This window comes from Hydrogenophaga sp. ANAO-22, from assembly GCF_042466645.1.
GTDB lineage: Bacteria > Pseudomonadota > Gammaproteobacteria > Burkholderiales > Burkholderiaceae_C > Hydrogenophaga.
On sequence record NZ_CP159956.1, the window covers coordinates 384,573 to 406,464 of the forward strand.

Below are 21,892 nucleotides of genomic sequence, written 5' to 3' on the forward strand. Positions count from 1 at the left end.
GGATTACGCGTACAGCGGGTTCACTTTGTCGGCGTTGATGCCGTACTTCTTGATCGCCTCGGCCACCTTGGCCACCGGCAGTTTGCCCTCTTCGCTCAAGGCCTTGAGCGCGGCGACCACGATGTAGTGGCGGTTGATCTCGAAGTGCTCGCGCAGCTTGCTGCGGAAATCGCTGCGGCCGAAGCCGTCCGTGCCCAGCACCTTGTACGTGCGCTCCTTGGGGATGAAGGGGCGGATCTGCTCCGCGTAGTTCTTCATGTAGTCGGTGGACGCGATCACCGGGCCGGTGGTGGCGTTCAGCTGCTGCGCCACGAAGGGCACGCGCGGCGTTTCGGCCGGGTGCAGCAGGTTCCAGCGGTCGGCGTCCTGGCCATCGCGGGCCAGCTCGTTGAAGCTCGGGCAGCTCCACACACCAGCGCTCACGCCCCAGTCCTTCTCCAGCAGTTCCTGCGCGGCGATGCTTTCGCGCAGGATGGTACCGCTGCCCAGCAGTTGCACGCTGGGCGCGTCCTTCTTGAGGGCCGGCGCCTGCTTGCAGTAGTACATGCCCTTGATGATCTGCTCCTCCGTGCCGGGCTGCAGGCCGGGCATGGGGTAGTTCTCGTTGAGCAGCGTCAGGTAGTAGAAAACGTTGTCCTGCTTCTCCACCATGCGCTTCAAGCCGTGGTGCAGGATCACCGCCACTTCGTGCGCGAAGGTCGGGTCGTAGCTGATGCAGTTCGGGATCGTGCCGGCCAGGATGTGGCTGTGGCCGTCTTCGTGCTGCAGGCCTTCGCCGTTGAGCGTGGTGCGGCCCGAGGTGCCGCCCAGCAGGAAGCCGCGCGCCTGCATGTCGCCCGCCGCCCAGGCGAGGTCGCCGATGCGCTGGAAGCCGAACATGGAGTAGTACACATAGAACGGCACCATGATGCGGTTGCTCGTGCTGTAGCTCGTGGCCGCCGCGATCCAGCTGCTCATGCCGCCGGCTTCGTTGATGCCTTCCTGCAGTATCTGGCCGGCCTTGTCTTCCTTGTAATACATCACCTGGTCCTTGTCGACCGGGGTGTACTGCTGACCGTGCGGGTTGTAGATGCCGACCTGACGGAACAGGCCTTCCATGCCGAAGGTGCGGGCTTCATCCACCAGGATGGGCACGACGCGCGGGCCCAGGGCCTGGTCGCGCAGCAGCTGGGTGAGGAAGCGCACGTAGGCCTGCGTGGTCGAGATCTCGCGGCCTTCGGCCGTCGGGTCGAGCACGGCCTTGAAGGTGTCGAGCGAGGGCACGGTGAAGCTCTCGTCGGCTTTCACGCGGCGCTTGGGCAGGTAGCCGCCCAGGGCCTGGCGGCGCTCGTGCAGGTACTTCATTTCCGGCGTGTCTTCGGCCGGCTTGTAGAACGGGATCTTGGAGAGTTCGCTGTCCGGGATCGGCAGGTTGAAGCGGTCGCGGAAGATCTTGATGTCCTCGTCCGTGAGCTTCTTGGTCTGGTGGACCGTGTTCTTGCCCTCGCCCGCCTTGCCCATGCCGAAACCCTTGACGGTCTTGATCAGCAGCACGGTGGGCTGGCCCTTGTGGTTGACCGCCTTGTGGTAAGCCGCGTAAACCTTCTGCGGGTCATGGCCGCCGCGCTTGAGGTTCCAGATGTCGTTGTCGCTCAGATGGGCGACCATCTCCAGCGTCTTGGGATCGCGGCCGAAGAAGTGCTTGCGCACGTAGGCGCCGTCGTTGGCCTTGAAGGACTGGTAGTCGCCGTCGACCGTGTCCATCATGATCTTGCGCAGCGCGCCGTCCTTGTCGCGCGCCAGCAGCGAGTCCCACTCGCTGCCCCACAGCAGCTTGATCACGTTCCAGCCGGAGCCGCGGAACTCGCCTTCGAGTTCCTGGATGATCTTGCCGTTGCCGCGCACCGGGCCGTCCAGGCGCTGCAGGTTGCAGTTCACCACGAAGATCAGGTTGTCCAGGTTTTCACGGGCGGCCAGGCTGATGGCGCCCAGCGACTCGACTTCGTCCATCTCGCCGTCGCCGCAGAACACCCAGACCTTGCGGTTCTCGGTGTTGGCGATGCCGCGGGCATGCAGGTACTTGAGGAAGCGCGCCTGGTAGATCGCCATCAGCGGGCCCAGGCCCATCGACACCGTGGGGAACTGCCAGAACTCGGGCATGAGCTTGGGGTGCGGGTAGCTGGAAAGGCCCTTGCCGTTGACTTCCTGGCGGAAGTTGAGCAGTTGCTCTTCGGTCAAGCGGCCTTCCAGGTAGGCGCGGGCATAGACGCCCGGCGACACGTGGCCCTGGATGTAGAGGCAGTCGCCGCCGTGGTTCTCGCTCTCGGCGTGCCAGAAGTGGTTGAAGCCGGCACCGAACATGTGGGCCAGCGAGGCAAACGAACCGATGTGGCCGCCCAGGTCACCCCCGTCCTCGGGGTTGTGGCGGTTGGCCTTGACCACCATGGCCATGGCGTTCCATCGCATGTAGGCGCGCAGGCGTTCTTCGATCTCGATGTTGCCCGGGCAGCGCTCTTCCTGGTTGGGCTCGATGGTGTTGACGTAACCGGTGGTGGCCGAGAACGGCAGGTCGATGCTGTGCTGACGGGCTTCTTCCAGCAGCTGTTCGAGCAGGAAGTGCGCGCGCTCGGGGCCCTCACGCTCGATGACGGCGGCCAGCGCCTCCATCCACTCACGGGTTTCCTGGGAATCCGCATCGGCGGCACCACGGGCATTGAGAGCGTCATTCGCTGACATTGTTGTCTCCTGTTGGTTTGAATCGAGCTTACGGAGGTCCATCCGCACTGTCACTGATTTTTCCACAAAAGCTTTTCATTTTCAACATATGCTTTATGTTTTTATATTGTGAAAATTCAAACAGTTGGCGAGACAGGCCCTGGGCGCGACAAAACACGCGTTTCTCCAGCCCCTCCGAAGGGCGTGGAGCAACCACTCACGTAGACTCTCGGGTTCATGATTCCCCTGCCCCAAACCACGCCACCCAACAGCCCGCCTGCCCAGGCCGTCTGGTGGAAGCGCTGGTGGCGCCGCCTGCCGCCGTCCCGCCAGGATCGCTTCGCCACCCTCGGCCCCTTGCTGGCCGTGCTCCTGTTCCTCTCGGCCATCGTGGTCGCCATCACCTACCTGCGTTACGAGGAACTCGAACGCGAACAGGAGGCCGTCACGCGCGACGTGGAGTACGCCCAGCAGCGCCTGCGCCTGCGCCTGCTCGAACGGCAGGAGCAGCTCATGCGACTGGCCCGTGAAGTGGGCAACAAGGAGATCGAGAGCGAGGAGTTCGAGTTCCAGGTCGAATCCCTGGTGAGCCAGTTCCCCGAGATGCTGGCCATCAGCTGGATCGATGGCCGGCGCAACGTGCTGGCCACCTACGCCTCGCCCAGCGCGCCAGCGACGCTGGTGCGCCCCGTGGGCACGGTGCTCTCGGCCGGCGAAACCGACGGCTCCTTCGACCTGGCCCGGGACCTGCGCCAACCCATCTACTCGCGCCCGCTGGGCGAGGACGCGCGCAATTCCACGCTGATGCTGCACGTGCCGCTGAGCGAGCAGGGCCGCTTCTCCGGCACCATCATGGGCGAGTACTCGGTCGACGGGCTGATGCGTTTCGGCATCCCGCCGGAAATCATGGCCCGCTATGCCGTGGCCTTGGTGGACGACCGCGGCCGCGTGCTGGCCGGCAGCCTGCAGACACCCACCAGCGTGCTGCGCCTGCTGCCGTGGTCCAACCCGCCGCTGGAGCACGAGGTGCCCGTCTCGCCGGTGGGCAACGGCCTGATCCTGAAAGCCCAGGGCTACCGCACGTCGCAGGACATCGTGGGCAGTGGTTTCTTCTGGGTCATCGGCGCGCTCTCCGCGCTCACGGTCTGGATGCTGCTCGGCACCTGGCGCCACACCCGCCGCCGCGTGCAGGCGCAGCAGGCGCTGGTGGCCGAGACCAACTTCCGCCGCGCGATGGAAAACTCCATGCTCACCGGCATGCGCGCCCTCGATATGCAGGGGCGCATCACCTACGTCAACCCGGCCTTCTGCTCGATGACCGGCTGGACCGAAGGCGAGCTTGTCGGCCGCACCGCGCCCTTCCCCTACTGGCCGGAAGAGGAACACGATCAACTCGCCGCGCGCCTGGAAGACGAGCTGCGTGGCCGCTCCACGCCCGGTGGCTTCGAGGTGCATGTGAAGCGCCGCGACGGCAGCATCTTCGACGCGCGCATGTACGTCTCGCCCCTGATCGACCCCAAGGGTCACCAGACCGGCTGGATGACGTCCATGACCGACATCACCGAGCCCAAGCGCATCCGGGAGGAGCTTTCGGCCTCCTACGAACGCTTCACCACGGTGCTGGAGTCTTTGGACTCCGCGGTCTCGGTCGCGCCCCTGGGCAGCGACGAGATGCTGTTCGCCAACAAGATGTACCGCCTGTGGTTCGGCACCCGCGGTCAAGGGCACCGCCACCTGGTTGATCTGGCCGGCAACCAGCCCTCCCCCAGCCCCGACGACGGGGATGCCGTGGACGCCTTCGCCGGCATGCCCACCGAAACGCTGACCGACGCGGGCGCAGAGAACGCGGAAGTGTTCGTGGAAGAACTGGACCGCTGGCTGGAGGTGCGCACGCGTTACCTCACCTGGGTCGACGGCCGGCTGGCGCAGATGGTGATCGCCAGCGACATCACGCCCCGCCGCTACGCGGAAGAACAAGCCTCTCGCCAGGCCGAGCGCGCGCAGACCGCGAGCCGCTTGATCACCATGGGAGAGATGGCATCGAGCGTGGCGCACGAACTCAACCAGCCGCTGACCGCGATCACCAACTATTGCAACGGCATGATCTCGCGCGTGACCGAGCAGCGCATCACCACCGACGAGTTGCTGGGCGCGCTGGAGAAGACCTCGCGCCAGGCCCAGCGCGCGGGGCAGATCATCCAGCGCATCCGGGCCTTCGTGAAGCGCAGCGAACCCAATCCCACGCTGTCCGACGTGGCACAGATGGTGAGCAACGCGATCGAACTCGCCGACATCGAGCTGCGCCGGCATCAGGTGCGCCTCTCGCCCTACGTGGCCGCGCGCTTGCCGAATCTCATGGTCGATCCCATCCTGATCGAGCAGGTCCTGATCAATCTCCTCAAGAACGCGGGCGAAGCCATCGCCCAAGCGGGGCGCGCACCAGGCGAACGCTATGTGGAGTTGCGCGTCGGGCCACGCCGCCTGGACGACGTGGACGTGGTGGAGTTCTCGGTGCGCGACTCGGGCAATGGCGTGCCCGACGAAATGATCGAGCGCATCTACGAAGCCTTCTACAGCACCAAGAGCGAAGGCATGGGCATCGGTCTCAAACTGTGCCGCAGCATCGTCGAATCGCACCACGGCCGGATGCAGGTTCAGAACATCTACAATGGTGAAGAGGTGGTGGGCTGCTGCTTCAGCTTCTGGATCCCCGTGATCTCTCGGCTGCAGAATCTCAGCGCCGCGGCCGGGCCCGCCACAGAGCCGCTGACGGACACTGAAAGAGCGAGATGAGTTTGATCCCAAAAAAAGGCAGCGTCTACGTGGTCGATGACGACGAGGCGGTGCGCGACTCTCTGCAATGGCTGCTCGAAGGCAAGGACTTCCGGGTCCGATGTTTCGAATCGGCCGAAGCCTTTCTGAGCCGCTACGACGCACGCGAAGTGGCCTGCCTGATCGCCGACATCCGCATGGGCGGCATGACCGGCATGGAACTGCAGGAACGCCTGATCGAGCGCCAGTCGCCCCTGCCCATCGTCTTCATCACCGGCCACGGCGATGTGCCCATGGCAGTGGAATCGATGAAGCGCGGCGCGCTCGACTTCATCCAGAAACCCTTCAAGGAAGACCAGCTCGTGGCCCTGGTCGAGCGCATGCTCGAACACGCGCGCGAAGCCTTCGCCACCCACCAGCAGGCGGTCAGCCGCGACGCCCTGCTCTCCAAGCTCACCAGCCGCGAGGCGCAGGTGCTCGAACGCATCGTCGCCGGCCGGCTGAACAAGCAGATCGCCGACGACCTGGGCATCAGCATCAAGACGGTGGAGGCGCACCGCGCCAACATCATGGAAAAGCTCGGCGCCAACACCGTGGCCGACCTGCTCAAGATCGCGCTGGGGCAGACCCCGGCCAAGGCCTGAACCCCTTCATCAGCCACACCCATTCCCCCTAACGCCCGCCGCTCTCCCGGCGGGCGTTTGCATTTCAACCGCAGACACTCTCCAGCCATGACCGCCCAACTCATCGACGGCAATGCCCTCTCCCGCCAACTGCGCGCCGACGTCAGCGCCCGCGTCACCGCCCTCAAGGCCAAAGGCATCACGCCGGGCCTGGCCGTGATCCTGGTCGGCGAGAACCCGGCCTCGCAGGTCTATGTGCGCAACAAGGTCAAGGCCTGCGAAGACACCGGCATGCACTCGGTGCTGGAGCGCTGGCCCGCCACCCTCAGCGAAGCGGAGTTGCTGGCGCGGGTCGATGCGCTCAACCACGACGCGACGGTCCACGGCATCCTGGTCCAGCTGCCCCTGCCCGCCCACATCGACGCCCAGAAGGTGATTGAAGCGATCTCTCCGGCCAAGGATGTGGACGGCTTCCACATCGCCAGCGCGGGCGCCCTGATGACCGGCATGCCCGGCTTCTGGCCCTGCACGCCCTATGGCTGCATGAAGATGCTGGAGAGCATCGGCTGCGAACTCAAGGGCAAACATGCCGTGGTGATTGGGCGCAGCAACATCGTGGGCAAGCCGATGGCCCTGATGCTGCTGCAACAGAACGCCACCGTGACCATCTGCCACAGCGGCACCAAGGACCTGAAAGCCCTGACGCAGCAGGCCGACGTGATCGTGGCGGCCGTGGGCAAGCGCAACGTGCTCACGGCCGACATGGTCAAGCCCGGCGCCGTCGTGCTCGACGTGGGCATGAACCGCAACGACGAAGGCAAGCTCTGCGGTGACGTGGATTTCGACGGCGTGAAGGAAGTGGCCAGCTGGATCACGCCCGTGCCCGGCGGGGTGGGCCCCATGACCATCACCATGCTGATGGTCAATACGCTGGAGTCGGCCGAGCGTCTGGCGGCCTGAGGCCTCAGCGAGCCGGCGATGCCCGGCTCAAGCGCCAGAGCACGGCACCGGCACACAGCCACTGGCCCAGCACCATGGCGGTGCCCACGCCATGCCACAGACGCAGGTTGCCGCCGCTGGCGCGCGCGGTGACGATGTTCTGCGCCACACCGAATTCCTGCAGCAGCGCCAGCAACATGCCCAACACCACGATGCCCAGCGTGGTCATGGTGGCGCCATTGGGCGGGCCACCCTGCTCATTGCCGCGCCTCAACATCACCAGCAGCGCCAGGCCCAGCAACAGGCCGGCGTAACACTGCAGGGAAAAGAGCTTGGCGGCGACCGGCCCCGCCACGGCGGGATTGCCCAATTGGGCGAACAGCGTCGGCACCGCGAGAAAACTCAGCGCCGTGATGCCACCCCACCACAGCGCGGCGATGAAGATGGAAACACGGTGCAGTGGCATGGCCTATCAGGCGTAACGCACCGCGACGATTTCGAAGCGCTTGGTGCCACCCGGCGCCTGCACTTCGGCCACATCGCCCTCTTCCTTGCCGATCAGCGCGCGCGCGATCGGGCTGCTGATGTTCACCAGGCCCAGCTTGAGATCGGCCTCGTCCTCGCCCACGATCTGGTAGGTCACGGCCGCGCCGCTGTCTTCGTCTTCCAGTTCCACCGTGGCGCCGAACACCACGCGGCCGCCCGCATCGAGTGCGGCCGGGTCGATGATCTGCGCGGCCGAGAGCTTGCCTTCGATTTCGGCGATGCGGCCTTCGATGAAGCCTTGGCGGTCTTTCGCGGCGTCGTACTCGGCGTTCTCGCTCAGGTCCCCCTGCGCGCGCGCCTCGGCGATCGCATTGATCACCCAGGGGCGGTCCACGGTTTTCAAGCGCTGCAACTCTTCCTTGAGTTTTTCGGCGCCGCGTTTGGTGATCGGAATGGTGGCCACTGTGATGTTCTCCTACTGCTTCCGGCTCTGCGCCGGCACAAAAGCAAACCGCCGGGCGTTGCCGCTCGGCGGTGTTCATGAAAGGGCATTATGCCGCGAAAGAAAGCGGTGTCCACACGCATCGGCCGAGCCGATGCGCGGGCCAACCTCAGAGTTGCGCGTGCATCTCCTGCACCGAGATCACACCCAGCTTGTCCAGGTACTGCATGCCCTCCACCGCGGCTTCAGCGCCAGCGATGGTGGTGAACGTGGTCACGCGCGCCAGCAAGGCCGAAGTGCGGATGGCCCGCGAGTCGGCGATGGCGTTGCGGCGCTCTTCCACGGTGTTGATGACGAGCACGATGTCGCCGTTCTTGATCGCGTCGACGATGTGCGGGCGGCCCTCGGTGACCTTGTTCACCGTCTGCACCGCGACCCCCGCGGCGGCAATGGCTGCCGCCGTGCCGCGCGTGGCGACCAGCGAGAAGCCCATCTCGACGAGCTGGCGCGCGATCTCCACCGCGCGCGGCTTGTCGCTGTTCTTCACGGTCAGGAACACCTTGCCCGAGGTCGGCAGCTTGGTGCCGGCGCCGAGCTGGCTCTTCACGAAGGCCTCGCCAAAGGTCTTGCCCACGCCCATCACCTCGCCGGTGGACTTCATCTCGGGGCCGAGGATGGTGTCCACACCGGGGAACTTCACGAACGGGAACACCGCTTCCTTGACGCTGAAGTACGGCGGCGTCACTTCGGCGCCGATGCCCTGCTGGTCGAGCGACTGGCCGGCCATGCAGCGCGCCGCTACCTTGGCCAGCTGGATGCCCGTGGCCTTGGACACGAAGGGCACGGTGCGCGAGGCACGCGGGTTCACCTCGAGCACGAAGATCACGTCCTTCTTCACGCCGTTCTCTTCCACCTCCTGGATCGCGAACTGCACGTTCATCAGGCCGACCACGTTCAGGCCTTCGGCCATGGCGGCGGTCTGGCGCTTGAGCTCATCGACCGTCGCCTTGCTCAGGTAGTACGGCGGCAGCGAGCAGGCGGAGTCACCGCTGTGCACGCCGGCCTGTTCGATGTGTTCCATGACGCCGCCGATGAAGACGCGGCCGGTGGCATCGCGCACCGCATCCACGTCGCACTCGATGGCATCGTTCAGGAAGCGGTCCAGCAGCACGGGCGAATCGTTGCTGACCTTGACGGCCTCGCGCATGTAGCGCTCGAGGTCGCGCTGCTCGTGCACGATCTCCATGGCGCGGCCACCGAGCACATAGCTCGGGCGCACCACCAGCGGGTAGCCCAGGGCAGCCGCCTTCTCCAGCGCCTCCGGTTCGGCGCGGGCGGTGGCGTTGGGCGGCTGGCGCAGGCCCAGGGTGTGCAGCAGCTGCTGGAAGCGCTCGCGGTCTTCGGCCGCGTCGATCATGTCCGGGCTGGTGCCGATGATGGGCACACCCGCGGCCTCCAGGCCCAGCGCGAGCTTGAGCGGCGTCTGGCCGCCGTACTGCACGATCACGCCCACCGGCTTCTCCTTGTCCACGATCTCCAGCACGTCTTCCAGCGTGAGGGGTTCGAAGTACAGGCGGTCGCTGGTGTCATAGTCGGTCGACACGGTCTCGGGGTTGCAGTTGACCATGATGGTCTCGTAGCCGTCCTCGCGCATGGCGAGCGCGGCGTGCACGCAGCAGTAGTCGAACTCGATGCCCTGGCCGATGCGGTTGGGACCGCCGCCGAGCACCATGATCTTCTTCTTGTTGGTCGGCTCGGCCTCGCACTCACCGTCGCCATGGCCTTCGTAGGTGGAGTACAGGTAGGCGGTGTCGGTGGCGAATTCGGCCGCGCAGGTGTCCACGCGCTTGTAGACCGGGCGGATGTTCTCGGCGATGCGGCGCTCGCGCACGGCCTGGTCGTTGGTCTTGAGCAGCTTGGCCAGGCGGCGGTCGGAGAAGCCCTTCTTCTTCAGGCCACGCAGCGTGTCGGCGTCGATCGCGTCGAGGCTGGTCTTTTCCAGCGCGAGCTCGATCTTCACGATCTCCTCGATCTGCACCAGGAACCAGGGGTCGATCTTGGTGAACTGGTGCACTTCCTCCAGCGTCCAGCCAGCGGCGAACGCGTCGCCCACGTACCAGATGCGGTCGGGACCGGGTTCACCGAGTTCGCGCTCCAGCGTCTCGCGGTCCTGCGTCTTCTCGTTCATGCCGTCCACGCCTACTTCCAGGCCGCGCAGGGCTTTCTGGAACGACTCCTGGAAGGTGCGGCCCATGGCCATGACCTCGCCCACGCTCTTCATCTGCGTGGTCAGGCGGCTGTCGGCGGTGGGGAATTTCTCGAACGCGAAACGCGGGATCTTGGTGACCACGTAGTCGATGCTGGGCTCGAAGCTCGCGGGCGTGGCGCCGCCCGTGATCTCGTTGCGCAGTTCGTCCAGCGTGTAGCCGATGGCCAGCTTGGCCGCCACCTTGGCGATCGGGAAGCCGGTGGCCTTGGAGGCGAGCGCAGAAGACCGCGAGACGCGCGGGTTCATCTCGATGACGACCATGCGGCCGTCCTTCGGGTTGATGGAGAACTGCACATTGGAGCCGCCGGTGTCCACGCCGATCTCGCGCAGCACGGCCAGCGAAGCGTTGCGCAGGATCTGGTATTCCTTGTCGGTCAGCGTCTGGGCAGGCGCCACGGTGATCGAATCACCGGTGTGCACACCCATGGGGTCCAGGTTCTCGATCGAACAGACGATGATGCAGTTGTCCGCCTTGTCGCGCACCACTTCCATCTCGTACTCTTTCCAGCCGAGCAGCGACTCTTCGATCAGCAGCTCGTTGGTGGGCGAGGCTTCCAGGCCGCGCTTGCAGATGGTCTCGAACTCTTCCGGGTTGTAGGCAATGCCGCCGCCCGTGCCGCCGAGCGTGAAGCTGGGGCGGATCACCACCGGGAAGCCGACGGTCTTCTGCACGCCCCAGGCCTCTTCCATGCTGTGCGCGATGCCCGAGCGCGCCGACCCCAGACCAATCTTGGTCATGGCGTCCTTGAACTTCAGGCGGTCTTCGGCCTTGTCGATGGCCTCGGGCGTGGCGCCGATCAGCTCCACGTCGTATTTGGCGAGCACGCCGTTGCGCCAGAGGTCGAGCGCGCAGTTCAGCGCGGTCTGACCGCCCATGGTCGGCAAGATGGCGAAGCCACCCTGGGCCAGCGGGCGTTCCTTGGCGATGATCTTCTCGACCGTCTGCCAGGTGATGGGCTCGATGTAGGTGACGTCGGCCGTGGCCGGGTCGGTCATGATGGTCGCGGGGTTGCTGTTGATCAGCACGACCCGGTAGCCCTCTTCGCGCAGGGCCTTGCAGGCCTGCACGCCAGAGTAGTCGAACTCACAGGCCTGGCCGATGATGATCGGGCCGGCGCCGATGATGAGGACGGTTTGAATGTCGGTTCTTTTGGGCATGGTTCGCTGGGGATGTGCGCCGGCTCAGGCGGTGGCGGGCACGCGGGCCTGCATCAGGTCGATGAAACGGTCGAACAGGTAACCGATGTCGTGCGGGCCGGGCGATGCCTCGGGGTGGCCCTGGAAGCAGAAGGCCGGCTGGTCGGTGCGTGCCAGGCCCTGCAGCGTGCCGTCGAACAGGCTCACGTGCGTGGCGCGCAGCGTGGCGGGCAAGGTCTTTTCGTCGACCGCGAAGCCGTGGTTCTGGCTGGTGATGCTCACGCGGCCGTTGTCGAGGTCCTTCACCGGGTGGTTGGCACCGTGGTGGCCGAACTTCATCTTGAAGGTCTTGGCCCCACTGGCCAGCGCCAGGATCTGGTGGCCCAGGCAAATGCCGAAGGTCGGCACGCCCGCTTCGATGATCTCGCGCGTGGCGGCGACGGCGTAGTCGCAAGGCTCCGGGTCGCCAGGGCCGTTGGACAGGAACACGCCGTTGGGCTTGAGCTTGAACACGTCGGAAGCCGGCGTCTGCGCCGGCACCACGGTGATCTTGCAGCCCCGCTCGCTGAGCATGCGCAGGATGTTGTACTTCACACCGAAGTCGTAGGCCACCACGTGGAAGCGCGGCGCGATCTGCTCGCCATAGCCGAAGCCGAGTTGCCACTCGGTCTGCGTCCAGGCGTAAGGCGCCGTGGCCGAGACCACCTTGGCCAGGTCGGTGCCGGCCATGCTCGGTGCGGCCTTGGCCGCGGCCAGGGCCTGGGCGCGGTGCGCCTCGGTGATGGCTTCGCCGGCTGGCAGGGCCAGGATGCAGCCGTTCTGCGCGCCATGCGTGCGCAGTCGGCGCGTGAGCGCCCGGGTGTCGAGGTCGGCGATGGCCACGGTGCCTTCGCGCTGAAGGTACTGCGAGAGCGTTTCGTTGCTGCGGAAGTTGGAGGCCAGCAGGGGCAGGTCTTTGATGATCAGGCCAGCGGCGTGGACGCGGCTGGCTTCCACGTCTTCGGCATTGACGCCGGTATTGCCAATGTGCGGATACGTCAGCGTGACGATCTGCTGGCAGTAGCTGGGATCGGTGAGGATTTCCTGGTAGCCGGTGAGCGAGGTGTTGAACACCACCTCGCCCGTGGTCTGACCGGTGGCGCCAATGGAAACGCCTGTAAAGACCGTGCCGTCGGCGAGCGCGAGAAGGGCTTTCGGGTGGACGGGAAGCACGGAATTCTCCAGAGTGGGGCGGCAACGTCTTCGCGCCGGCGGCAGGTGCCGCGCAGGCCTCGCACCCGCCTCGCGCCGGCCGGAGCCGGGGCAGAAACGGAGCAAAAACCTGGGGTGGTGAGCCGGGGCGCGCAGGGTTGCGCTGATTGCGGGTAAACCGTGGAATTATAGCCCGGGTCGGTCAATCGACCGACGGGTCACGAAGCCAATCCGGCTGCGCTGGCGTGCAGGCAAATGGCGGCGGCGGCGGCCACGTTGAGCGACTCTTCTCCGCCGGGCTGGGCAATGCGCACGAAAGCCCCGGCACGGGCCATCAGGGCCTCGCCCACGCCCTGCCCTTCGTGGCCCAGGACCCAGGCGCAGGGCCAGGGCAGCCGGGCCTGGTGCAGCCAGTCGCCCTGGTGGGAACTGGTCACCAGCATCGGCACGTCCAGTGCCGCGAGATCGTCCGCTGCCAGGCCTTCGATCAAGCGCAGCCCGAAATGCGCCCCCATGCCGGCACGCACCACCTTGGGCGACCAAAGCGCGGCAGTGCCCTTGAGGGCCAGCACCTGGCCAAAACCGAAAGCCGAGGCGCTGCGCAGGATGGAACCCACATTGCCCGCGTCCTGCAGGCGGTCCAGCACAACGGTGGCCGTGCCGCCCTGCACTGCCAAAGCGGGCGGCAAGGACCAGACAAACCCCACGCCGGCGGGCGACTCCAGCCCGCTGATGCCCGCCATCAGGGCGTCGGGCACGGTGACCACGTGATCGGTGGCATCGCGCAGGTCGTGCGGGGCCTGCGGCCAGAAGGACTCGGTGAACACCGCGGTGAGCGGACGCTGCCCGCGCGCCAGCAAGGCCCGGCAAAGGTGATCCCCCTCCAGCCAGACCTGACCCTGCTTGCGGTAGGCGATGCCGTCCTGCGCCAGCAGGCGCAGGCGTTTGAGCAGAGGGTTGTCGCGCGAGGTGATGGCCAGGGGCGATGCCGTCATGGCTCACCGCCCTCGTCCGCTGCGGGCACCACCAAGGCACGCGCCACCGGCGCGAACGAGCGCCGGTGCACAGCCAGGGCGCCATGCACCCGCAAGGCCTGCATATGTTGCGCCGTTCCGTAGCCCTTGTGCTGGTCGAATCCGTACTCGGGGTGCTGCAGGTGCAGCTCGCACAACAGGCGGTCACGCGTGACCTTGGCCAGGATGGACGCTGCCGAAATCGACGGCACCAGCGCATCGCCCGACACGATGGCCTCGGCCAGCACGTCCAGTGTCGGCAGTCGGTTTCCGTCCACCAGCACCTTCGCCGGCTTCAGGCGCAGGCCCATGACCGCCCGGCGCATGGCCAGCATGGTGGCCTGGAGAATGTTGAGCTGGTCGATCTCCTCCACCGAGGCCTGCGCCACACTGCAGCACAGCGCCTTGGCGCGGATTTCGTCATACAGTTTTTCGCGGCGCAATGCGGTCAGTTGCTTGGAGTCCGCCAGACCCTTGATGGGCGAGCGGTCGTCCAGGATCACGGCGGCGGCCACCACCGGCCCGGCCAGGGGGCCGCGCCCGGCCTCATCCACGCCCGCGAGCAGTCCGGGCACGTCCCAGATCAGCGGGGCCTGTTCAGCCTTCAAGAACTTGTTCGATCGCATCGGTGGCCAGTTGGGCGGTGTCTCGTCTCAGTGTGTGGTGCAGCTCGGTGAATCGCTGCTGGAGCGATGCGATTTTCGCAGGTGCGTCGAGCCAGTCCAGCACCGCCCGCGACAGCGCCTGGGGTGTGGCCGCGTCCTGCAGCAGCTCGGGCACCACGAATTCGCCACACAGGATGTTGGGCAGGCCCACCCAGGGCTGCAGCTGCTTGCGCCGCATGATCTGCCACGAGAGCCAGTTCATGTTGTAGGCGATCACCATGGGCCGCTTGAACAGCGCGGCCTCCAGCGTGGCGGTGCCGCTGGCGATCAGCGTCACATCGCAGGCGGCCAGCGCTGTGTGCGACTGACCTGGGATCACCGTCAACGCGCCATCCAGCCCGGCGGCACGGGCCGCGGCCTCAATGCGCTCGCGCAGCGCTGGCACCGCCGGCACCACGAATCGAATCCCCGGGCGCTCGCGCCGAAGCCGCACGGCAGCTTCAAAAAAGCGCGCGACCAGGTACTGCACCTCCGACGCGCGACTGCCCGGCAGGATGGCGACCACCGCGTCCTCCTCGCGCAGGCCCAACTGGGCGCGCGCTGCCGCGCGGTCTGGCTCCATGGGGATCACATTGGCCAGCGGATGGCCGACGTAGGTCGCCGCAATGCCATGCCCCGCCAGCAGCTCGGGCTCGAACGGAAAAATACAGAGCACGTGATCGGCGCTGCGCCGGATCTTGTCGACCCGGTCCGCGCGCCAGGCCCAGATGGACGGGCAGACGAAGTGCACGGTGCGAATGCCCCCCGCCTTCAGGTTGGCTTCCAGATCCAGATTGAAATCGGGTGCGTCCACGCCGATGAACACATCGGGGCGCGTCGATGTCAGCAAAAGCTGCTGCAACTCGGCACGGATGCCCACGATTTCGCGGTAATGGCGCAGCACCTCGACATACCCACGCACCGCGAGCTTCTCGCTGGGCCACCAGGGGTCGAAGCCCTGTGCCACCATCTGCGGGCCACCGATGCCGAACGAGTGGAGATCGGGCCAGCGCTGCCGGACACCACCCAGCAACAGACCGGCGAGCAGGTCGCCCGACGTCTCGCCCGCCACGAGGGCAAAACGCTTGGATGGGTTCATCAAGGCCTCAGCGGACGATGCCGCGCTGGGGCGACACCTGCCCGAGGAAGTCCAGCATCATCGCCACATCGGGCGCCGCCTCGGGCGTCTTGTCGGTCAGCCCGTGAATGCGCGCCACGGCCTCTTCCAGCTTGAGATCGTCCCGGTACAACGCCTTGTGCATGGCCTTCACGGCCGAAATGCGCTCGGGCGAAAAGCCCCGGCGGCGCAGGCCTTCGAAATTCATCGAACGCGCCTGGGCGGGCTGACCCTGGCACATCACAAACGGGGGCAAGTCGGCAAACAGCAGCGAGCACATGGCGGTCATGGCATGCGCACCGATGCGCACGAACTGATGCGCCACGGTGAAACCGCCGAGGATCACCCAGTCATCCACCACCACGTGGCCGGCAAGCTGCGAGTTGTTGGCAAAGATGGTGTGGTTGCCTACCACGCAGTCATGCGCCAAATGCACATAGGCCATGATCCAGTTGTCGTTGCCGACCTGGGTCACCGCCCGGTCGCCCGGCGAGCCGATGTTGAAGGTACAGAACTCGCGGATCGTGTTGCGGTCACCGATGACCAGTTCGCAGGGCTCGCCCGCGTACTTCTTGTCCTGTGGAATCGCCCCCAGCGAGTTGAACTGAAAGATGCGGTTGTCGCGGCCGATGGTGGTGTGGCCTTCGATCACGCAGTGGGCGCCGACCGTGGTACCGGCACCAATCTTCACGTGCGGCCCGATCACGGTGTACGGCCCCACGCTCACCGAGCTGTCGAGTTCGGCGGCAGGGTCGACCAGCGCAGTGGAATGAATCAGAGACACGAGGCGCGCTCTCCCACGTTCAGGCGATGGTGCGCATGGTGCACATCAGTTCGGCTTCACACGCAATCTGATCGCCCACGCGCGTCACACCCTTGAACTTGAAGATACCGGCCTTGGCGCGCTCCAGGGTCACGTCCATGATGAGCTGGTCGCCGGGTTCAACGGGGCGCTTGAACCGCGCGCCATCGATGCCCGCAAAGTAGTACACCGTCTTGTCGTCGGGCGTGACGCCCATGGTGTCGAAGGACAGCAGCGCCGCGGCCTGGGCCATGGCTTCGAGCATCAGCACCCCCGGCATGACCGGGCGATGCGGAAAGTGGCCCACGAAAAACGGCTCGTTGATGGTCACGTTCTTCAGTGCCTTGATGCTCTTGCCCTTGTCCAGCTCCAGCACGCGATCCACCAGCAAAATGGGGTATCGGTGCGGCAGCTGCTTGAGAATCTGGTGGATGTCCATCATGGCTTTGAATTGTTTTGAAGGGCTTGTTCGATCGCCTGCTCCGCGGCCTTGAGGCGCTCGCGCAAGCGGTTGAGCTGCTTGAGGGAGGCAGCGTTCTTTTCCCAGCTGGCATTGTCGTCGATGGGGAACATGCCGGTGTAATGTCCTGGCTTGAGCAGGGAGCGCGTGACCACCGAGGCCGCCGAGACGTGCACACCATCAGCCAGCCGGAGGTGCCCCAGCACCACCGCGCCCCCGCCAATGGTGCAATGCGCTCCGATGGTCGCACTGCCCGCCACGCCGACACAACCGGCCATGGCGGTGTGCGCTCCCACATGCACGTTGTGGCCGATCTGGATCAGGTTGTCCAGCTTCACGCCGTCCTCGATCACGGTATCGTCCAGCGCGCCACGGTCGATGCAGGTGTTCGCACCGATCTCCACGTCGTTGCCGATGCGCACCGCACCCAGTTGCTCGATCTTGATCCATTCGCCCTGATGAGGCGCGAAACCGAAACCATCGGCTCCGATCACCGCACCGGAATGCACCACACCACGCGCGCCGATGGTGCACCGCTCACCCAGGGTGACCCGGGGATGCAGCCAGGTGCCTTCGCCCACGCGGGCGCCGTCACCCAGCACGGCGTGGGCGCCCACCCGGACACCGCGCGACAAATGAACGTCGCGCCCCACGACTGCAAACGGCCCCACGCTCACCCCCTCGTCCACACGGGCTGAGGGATGGATGCTGGCCAGTGGATCAATGCCCTGCGCAGGCGCAGCCTCGTGCTGCTGCTTCCACCACTGGGTCAGCCTGGCGAAATAGAGGTAGGGGTCGTCCGTGACGATGCAGGCGCCACGGGCCATGGCCTGGTCCTGCAAGGCCGGAGGAACGATGAGCACCTCGGCCGCCGTGCTGGCAATCTGGCTGGCGTAGCGCGCCTGTGCCACAAAGGCCAGCTCGCCCGGGCCGGCCGTGGCCACGGGGGCCAGGCGGTGAATCAGCAGGTCGGGTGAGCCGTGCCGCGCGCCGCCCAGGGCTTCAACGATGTCGCCCAGTGGCCTCGACACGGGTCGCCCTGGCGTGAACTTACTTGCCGCCGTTCAAGCCGCTCAGCACCTTGTCGGTGATGTCGTGCTTGGGGTTGATGTAGACGGCTTCCTGGATCACCAGGTCGTATTTCTCGGCCTCGGCCACCTGCTTGATCACGCGGTTGGCGCGCTCGAGCACGCTTTGCAGCTCCTCGTTCTTGCGCAGGTTGAGGTCTTCCTGGAACTCGCGCTGCTTGCGCTGGAAGTCGCGGTCCTGCTCGACGAGCTGGCGCTGGCGCGCCGCGCGCTGGGCATCCGGCAACGTGGGGGACTCACGTTCGAATTTCTCCGAAGCGGTCTTGAGCTGGGCTGCCAGACCCTGGACTTCCTTCTCGCGCCGCGAGAACTCCTGCTCCAGCTTGGTCTGTGCCGCCTTGGCCAGATTGGCCTCGCGGAAGATGCGGTCGGTGTTCACGAAGCCGATGCGGAAGTCCTGCGCCGTGGCGGCAAAGGCCAGCAGGCCCAGCCCAGCGGCCAGCAGGAGGCGTCGGTTGAAAAGTCGGGAGAAAGTCTTCATCAAAAGGAGGTTCCGATCTGAAACTGGAATTTCTGGATTCTATCGCCAGGGAATTTCCGGATGGGGTTGGCGATGGCGAAGCGCAAGGGGCCGACGGGCGAGATCCAGCTCAGGCCCACACCCACGGAAGCGCGCAAATCGGTGGCATTTGCTCGGGTGTCATTTTCGCCGTACACGTTGCCGACGTCGATGAACCCGAACATGCGCAGGGTACGGTCATTGCCCGCGCCTGGGAAAGGCGTGATGAACTCGGCGCTGAAAGCCATGCTGCGATTGCCACCGATGTTGACCAGCTCGCCGGCCTGAACGCCCGACATGATGGGCGAGGTCGGACCCAGGGTGCCTTGGTCGAAGCCGCGCACCGAACCCAGGCCACCCCCGTAGAAGTTCTTGAACAGCGGGAACGGCCGGCCGCCCAGGCCCTTGCCATAGCCCAACTCACCGTTGAACGCGAGGGTGTACTGCTTGGTCAGCGGAATGTACTGCTGGATCTGGTAGTTGGCCTTGAGGTAGCGGGTGTCGCCGCCCACCCCGATCTCGGTGTTGAAGCGCTGCAACCGGCCCTGGGTCGGCACCAGCGCGCTGTCGCGACCGTCCCGTGACCAACCGATGGTCAGGGGCACCGAGGAGCTGGTTTCCCCGAACGTGTTCGAGTACTGCTGGTAGGCCTGTGGCAGACCCGTACCGGGTTCGATCTTGGTCTGCTCGATGCCAATGCCGAAGAACACCGTGTCCTGCTCGGTGAAGGGCACGCCGAACTTCACGCTCACACCCGGCGTGATGAGGCGGTAGTCACCACCCTGCTCGGTGTACGGCTGGGTCGTGCGGTAGTAGACGTCGAAGCTGCGCGACACGCCGTCCGGCGTGAAATACGGGTCCACCGTGCTGATCACGACCTGGCGGTTGTAGTCACTGGTATTGACGTCCACCCCCAGGTAGTTGCCCGAGCCGAACACGTTTTCCTGGCGGATGCCGGCAATGATCGAGAGCTTGTCGGCCTGTGAGTAGCCCGCACCCAGCGTCAGGTTGCCGGTGGGTTTTTCGGCCACGGTGATGGTCATGTCCACCTGGTCGGGCGTGCCCGGCACCGGCTGGGTATCGACCTCCACGGACGTGAAGAAGCCCAGGCGGTCGACCCGGTCGCGCGACAGGCGGATGCGATCGCTGTCGTACCAGGCCGATTCCAGCTGGCGGAACTCGCGGCGGATGACTTCGTCGCGGGTGCGGTTGTTGCCTTCCACGTTGATGCGGCGCACGTACACACGGCGCGCGGGCTGCGCCCGCAGCACGAAGGCCACCTGCTTGTTCACCCGATCGATGTCGCGGCTGGCCTCGACCTGGGCGAAGGCATAACCGAAGGCGCCGAAGTAGTCGGTGAAGGCCTTCACCGTGCTGGTTTCGTCTTCCGCGTTGTAGGCCTCGCCAGCGCGCAGCGTCACGAGCGACTTGAACTCCTCTTCCCGCCCCAGGTACTCGCCCTCGAGCGCCACCGACTTGACCACGTAGCGGTCGCCTTCGGTGATGTTCAGGGTGATGGACATGCTCTCCTTGTCCGGTGCGATCGCGACCTGGGTGGAGTCGATGCGGAATTCGAGATAGCCGCGCGTGAGGTAGTAGGAACGCAGGGTTTCGATGTCGGCGTTGAGCTTGGCACGCGAATAGCGGTCGGACTTGGTGTACCAGCTCAGCCAGCCACCGGTGTCGAGGTCGAACAGGTTGCGCAGCGTCGACTCCGAGAACGCGCGGTTGCCGACGATGCGAATCTCCCGGATCTTGGCCACGTCGCCTTCGACCACGCTGAAATTGAGGTTGACGCGGTTGCGCTCGCTCGGGGTCACGGTGGTGACGATCTGCGCGGCGTACATGCTGCGGTTGATGTACTGGCGCTTGAGCTCCTGCTCGGCGCGATCCGCCAGCGCCTTGTCGAACGGCCGGCCATCGGTCAGGCCGATGTCTCGCAGGGCCTTCTTCAGCACGGTGTCGTCAAACTCCTTGATGCCAGAGAAGCTGATGTCCGCGACCGTCGGCCGCTCTTCGACGATCACCACCAGCACGTCGCCATTGACCTGCAGGCGCACGTCGCTGAACAGGCCCAGGCCGAACAGCGAACGGATGGCGGTCGAACCCTTGTCGTCGTTGTACTGGTCACCGATGCGGAACGGCAAGGAAGCGAACACCGTACCGGGCTCGACACGCTGCAGGCCTTCGACACGGATGTCGCGCAAGGTGAAGGGGTCGACAGCCCAGGCAGGCAGGGCCGCAAGAAGGGTCGTCGCGAGCGCCGAAAGGGTCAGGCCGCGAAGTCCGAAGGATTTTATTTTCATGGAAAAGAAGCGTTCAGCCAGCCAGGCGGGCCACATCATTGAACAAGGCGACGGACATGAGCGCCATGAGAACCACGACACCCCCTCGCTGCAGGCGCTCCATCCAGACATCAGACACGCTGCGCCCAGTGACACCCTCCCAAAGATAATACATCAGGTGCCCCCCATCGAGGACCGGCAGCGGCAGCAGGTTGAGCACGCCCAGACTCACGCTGATCAGAGCGAGAAACAGCAGGTAAGAGGTGATACCGAGGCTGGCTGATTTGCCGGCGTAGTCCGCAATCGTGAGCGGGCCGCTGAGGTTCTTCACAGACGCTTCGCCGATGAGCATCCGCCCCATCATCTTGAGCGTCAGCCAGGACACCTCCCAGGTCCGGACAACCCCGTTGACCAGGCCATCGACCGCGCCGTGGCGCACGGTCGTCATCTCCGGCATGGCGCCGATGTACGCCCCGACACGCCCCACCCAGATGCCGGCCTGCTGCTCGGGCACCGGTTTGACCACCAGATGCACCACCTGCCCTGCGCGCAGCACTTCCCAGCGCTGCTCGACGGGCTGCCCGGCCGGGCCGACAGCCGCCCGGATCAGGGCCCGCAGGCTTTGCCCGTCACCCAGGGCCTGGTCGTTGACCTTGCGCACGCTGTCGCCTTCCTTCAGTCCGGCAGCGGCCGCCGCCCCACCCTCCATGACCTCGCCCACCACCGGCGCGCTCCACGGGCTGGTGATGCCGATGCGCTGGAACAGCGCAGCGTCGGCTTCCCGCACGTCCAGCTCGCTCAAGGGAAGCGTCACGGGGCGCGTCGCATCGCCTTCGCGCGAAGACACCCACAGGGTCAAGTCCTCGCTCGACAGAGCGGCCTGCGTCAGGCGCCAGCGCAGGTCCTCGAAGGACGCCACCGCACTGGCTTCGACGTCGGCCACGGCGGCCTGCGCCACCCACTCACCGCCGCGCAAGCCCGCACGCTCGGCGATCGAACCCGCCACCGGACTGGCCAGCACCGGCTTGGGCTCTTCCACACCGGTCCAGTTGACGACGGCATAAATCGCGATCGCCAGCAGCAGGTTCGCCGCGGGGCCGGCCGCGACGATGGCGGCACGCGAGCGCAGCGGCTGGGTGTTGAAGGCCAGATGGCGCTCGGCCGGGTCGACCGGTGCCTCGCGCTCATCGAGCATGCGCACATAGCCGCCCAGGGGCAACGCGCAGAGCACGAACTCGGTGGGACTGCCTTTTTTGCGCCAGGTCAGCAGCGGTTTGCCGAAACCGACCGAAAAACGCAGCACCTTCACGCCGCAGGCCACGGCCACCCGATAGTGGCCGTACTCGTGCACGGCGATCAGCAGACCGAGGGCCACGACGAAGGCAACGAGTGTGAGCATGGCGAAATCGTTTGAGAGGTGAACGGACGGGG

17 protein-coding genes are annotated in these 21,892 nt (G+C 65.8%); 3 read left to right on the forward strand and 14 right to left on the reverse strand.

The window, feature by feature from the left end; genetic code table 11:
* Window positions 1–3 precede the first annotated feature (3 nt).
* Window positions 4–2,715 (reverse strand): pyruvate dehydrogenase (acetyl-transferring), homodimeric type, encoded by a 2,712-nt coding sequence (aceE, locus tag ABSY19_RS01585; RefSeq protein ID WP_382158457.1) that lies wholly within the window; start codon window positions 2,713–2,715, stop codon window positions 4–6.
* A gap of 216 nt (window positions 2,716–2,931) precedes the next feature.
* Between aceE and ABSY19_RS01590 the strand changes: the two genes are divergently transcribed.
* The 3 genes from ABSY19_RS01590 (at window position 2,932) to folD (ending at window position 7,049) form a co-directional block, all read left to right on the forward strand.
* Window positions 2,932–5,487: a PAS domain S-box protein gene (locus ABSY19_RS01590; RefSeq protein ID WP_382158459.1), complete on the forward strand. Its 2,556-nt coding sequence runs from the start codon at window positions 2,932–2,934 to the stop codon at window positions 5,485–5,487.
* Window positions 5,484–6,110: a response regulator transcription factor gene (locus ABSY19_RS01595; protein ID WP_291119523.1), complete on the forward strand. Its 627-nt coding sequence runs from the start codon at window positions 5,484–5,486 to the stop codon at window positions 6,108–6,110. Before ABSY19_RS01590 ends, ABSY19_RS01595 begins: the two co-directional genes overlap by 4 nt.
* Before the next feature lie 87 nt (window positions 6,111–6,197).
* Window positions 6,198–7,049: a bifunctional methylenetetrahydrofolate dehydrogenase/methenyltetrahydrofolate cyclohydrolase FolD gene (folD, locus tag ABSY19_RS01600; RefSeq protein WP_382158461.1), complete on the forward strand. Its 852-nt coding sequence runs from the start codon at window positions 6,198–6,200 to the stop codon at window positions 7,047–7,049.
* A 4-nt stretch (window positions 7,050–7,053) separates the two neighbouring features.
* On the opposite strand, the gene ABSY19_RS01605 is transcribed toward folD, so the two are convergent.
* The 13 genes from ABSY19_RS01605 to rseP form a co-directional block, all read right to left on the reverse strand.
* A complete protein-coding gene (locus tag ABSY19_RS01605; protein WP_382158463.1) occupies window positions 7,054–7,494 on the reverse strand; it encodes a DUF4149 domain-containing protein in 441 nt (146 codons plus the stop codon).
* Between the two features lie 6 nt (window positions 7,495–7,500).
* Window positions 7,501–7,977 carry a transcription elongation factor GreA gene (gene greA / locus ABSY19_RS01610; protein ID WP_382158465.1) on the reverse strand — a complete coding sequence of 159 codons (477 nt, stop codon included), beginning with the start codon at window positions 7,975–7,977 and terminating at the stop codon, window positions 7,501–7,503.
* 148 nt (window positions 7,978–8,125) lie between these two features.
* A complete protein-coding gene (carB, locus tag ABSY19_RS01615) occupies window positions 8,126–11,383 on the reverse strand; it encodes a carbamoyl-phosphate synthase large subunit (RefSeq protein ID WP_291121637.1) in 3,258 nt (1,085 codons plus the stop codon).
* A gap of 24 nt (window positions 11,384–11,407) precedes the next feature.
* The gene (gene carA / locus ABSY19_RS01620) at window positions 11,408–12,574 is read right to left on the reverse strand and encodes a glutamine-hydrolyzing carbamoyl-phosphate synthase small subunit (protein WP_382158467.1); all 1,167 of its coding nucleotides are present in this window, start codon (window positions 12,572–12,574) and stop codon (window positions 11,408–11,410) included.
* 197 nt (window positions 12,575–12,771) lie between these two features.
* Window positions 12,772–13,548, reverse strand: coding sequence for a TrmH family RNA methyltransferase (locus tag ABSY19_RS01625; RefSeq protein WP_382158469.1), 777 nt, complete (start codon window positions 13,546–13,548; stop codon window positions 12,772–12,774).
* Entirely contained in the window at window positions 13,545–14,192 is a 648-nt protein-coding gene (gene rnhB / locus ABSY19_RS01630) for a ribonuclease HII (RefSeq protein WP_382158471.1), read from the reverse strand. The genes ABSY19_RS01625 and rnhB overlap by 4 nt, the downstream gene beginning before the upstream one ends.
* Window positions 14,164–15,309: a lipid-A-disaccharide synthase gene (lpxB, locus tag ABSY19_RS01635; protein ID WP_382158473.1), complete on the reverse strand. Its 1,146-nt coding sequence runs from the start codon at window positions 15,307–15,309 to the stop codon at window positions 14,164–14,166. The genes rnhB and lpxB overlap by 29 nt, the downstream gene beginning before the upstream one ends.
* 7 nt (window positions 15,310–15,316) lie before the next feature.
* Window positions 15,317–16,111, reverse strand: coding sequence for an acyl-ACP--UDP-N-acetylglucosamine O-acyltransferase (lpxA, locus tag ABSY19_RS01640; protein ID WP_382158474.1), 795 nt, complete (start codon window positions 16,109–16,111; stop codon window positions 15,317–15,319).
* Window positions 16,112–16,130: 19 nt separating this feature from the next.
* Complete coding sequence (fabZ, locus tag ABSY19_RS01645; protein ID WP_291121647.1) at window positions 16,131–16,571, reverse strand: 3-hydroxyacyl-ACP dehydratase FabZ; 441 nt, start codon at window positions 16,569–16,571, stop codon at window positions 16,131–16,133.
* Window positions 16,568–17,620 (reverse strand): UDP-3-O-(3-hydroxymyristoyl)glucosamine N-acyltransferase, encoded by a 1,053-nt coding sequence (gene lpxD, locus ABSY19_RS01650; RefSeq protein ID WP_382158476.1) that lies wholly within the window; start codon window positions 17,618–17,620, stop codon window positions 16,568–16,570. The genes fabZ and lpxD overlap by 4 nt, the downstream gene beginning before the upstream one ends.
* Window positions 17,621–17,639: 19 nt before the next feature.
* Entirely contained in the window at window positions 17,640–18,158 is a 519-nt protein-coding gene (locus tag ABSY19_RS01655; RefSeq protein ID WP_382158478.1) for an OmpH family outer membrane protein, read from the reverse strand.
* Entirely contained in the window at window positions 18,158–20,482 is a 2,325-nt protein-coding gene (gene bamA / locus ABSY19_RS01660) for an outer membrane protein assembly factor BamA (protein WP_382158480.1), read from the reverse strand. Before bamA ends, ABSY19_RS01655 begins: the two co-directional genes overlap by 1 nt.
* Window positions 20,483–20,495: 13 nt before the next feature.
* The gene (gene rseP / locus ABSY19_RS01665) at window positions 20,496–21,860 is read right to left on the reverse strand and encodes an RIP metalloprotease RseP (RefSeq protein ID WP_382158481.1); all 1,365 of its coding nucleotides are present in this window, start codon (window positions 21,858–21,860) and stop codon (window positions 20,496–20,498) included.
* Between the last annotated feature and the right edge of the window lie 32 nt (window positions 21,861–21,892).

What these genes read in the sequence shown, in the direction of transcription:
- aceE (WP_382158457.1), bottom strand. Translation starts at nt 2,715, where the DNA reads ATGTCAGCGAATGACGCTCTCAATGCCCGTGGTGCCGCCGATGCGGAT.
- ABSY19_RS01590 (WP_382158459.1), top strand. Translation starts at nt 2,932, where the DNA reads ATGATTCCCCTGCCCCAAACCACGCCACCCAACAGCCCGCCTGCCCAG.
- ABSY19_RS01595 (WP_291119523.1), top strand. Translation starts at nt 5,484, where the DNA reads ATGAGTTTGATCCCAAAAAAAGGCAGCGTCTACGTGGTCGATGACGAC.
- folD (WP_382158461.1), top strand. Translation starts at nt 6,198, where the DNA reads ATGACCGCCCAACTCATCGACGGCAATGCCCTCTCCCGCCAACTGCGC.
- ABSY19_RS01605 (WP_382158463.1), bottom strand. Translation starts at nt 7,494, where the DNA reads ATGCCACTGCACCGTGTTTCCATCTTCATCGCCGCGCTGTGGTGGGGT.
- carB (WP_291121637.1), bottom strand. Translation starts at nt 11,383, where the DNA reads ATGCCCAAAAGAACCGACATTCAAACCGTCCTCATCATCGGCGCCGGC.
- ABSY19_RS01625 (WP_382158469.1), bottom strand. Translation starts at nt 13,548, where the DNA reads ATGACGGCATCGCCCCTGGCCATCACCTCGCGCGACAACCCTCTGCTC.
- rnhB (WP_382158471.1), bottom strand. Translation starts at nt 14,192, where the DNA reads ATGCGATCGAACAAGTTCTTGAAGGCTGAACAGGCCCCGCTGATCTGG.
- lpxB (WP_382158473.1), bottom strand. Translation starts at nt 15,309, where the DNA reads ATGAACCCATCCAAGCGTTTTGCCCTCGTGGCGGGCGAGACGTCGGGC.
- fabZ (WP_291121647.1), bottom strand. Translation starts at nt 16,571, where the DNA reads ATGATGGACATCCACCAGATTCTCAAGCAGCTGCCGCACCGATACCCC.
- ABSY19_RS01655 (WP_382158478.1), bottom strand. Translation starts at nt 18,158, where the DNA reads ATGAAGACTTTCTCCCGACTTTTCAACCGACGCCTCCTGCTGGCCGCT.
- bamA (WP_382158480.1), bottom strand. Translation starts at nt 20,482, where the DNA reads ATGAAAATAAAATCCTTCGGACTTCGCGGCCTGACCCTTTCGGCGCTC.
- rseP (WP_382158481.1), bottom strand. Translation starts at nt 21,860, where the DNA reads ATGCTCACACTCGTTGCCTTCGTCGTGGCCCTCGGTCTGCTGATCGCC.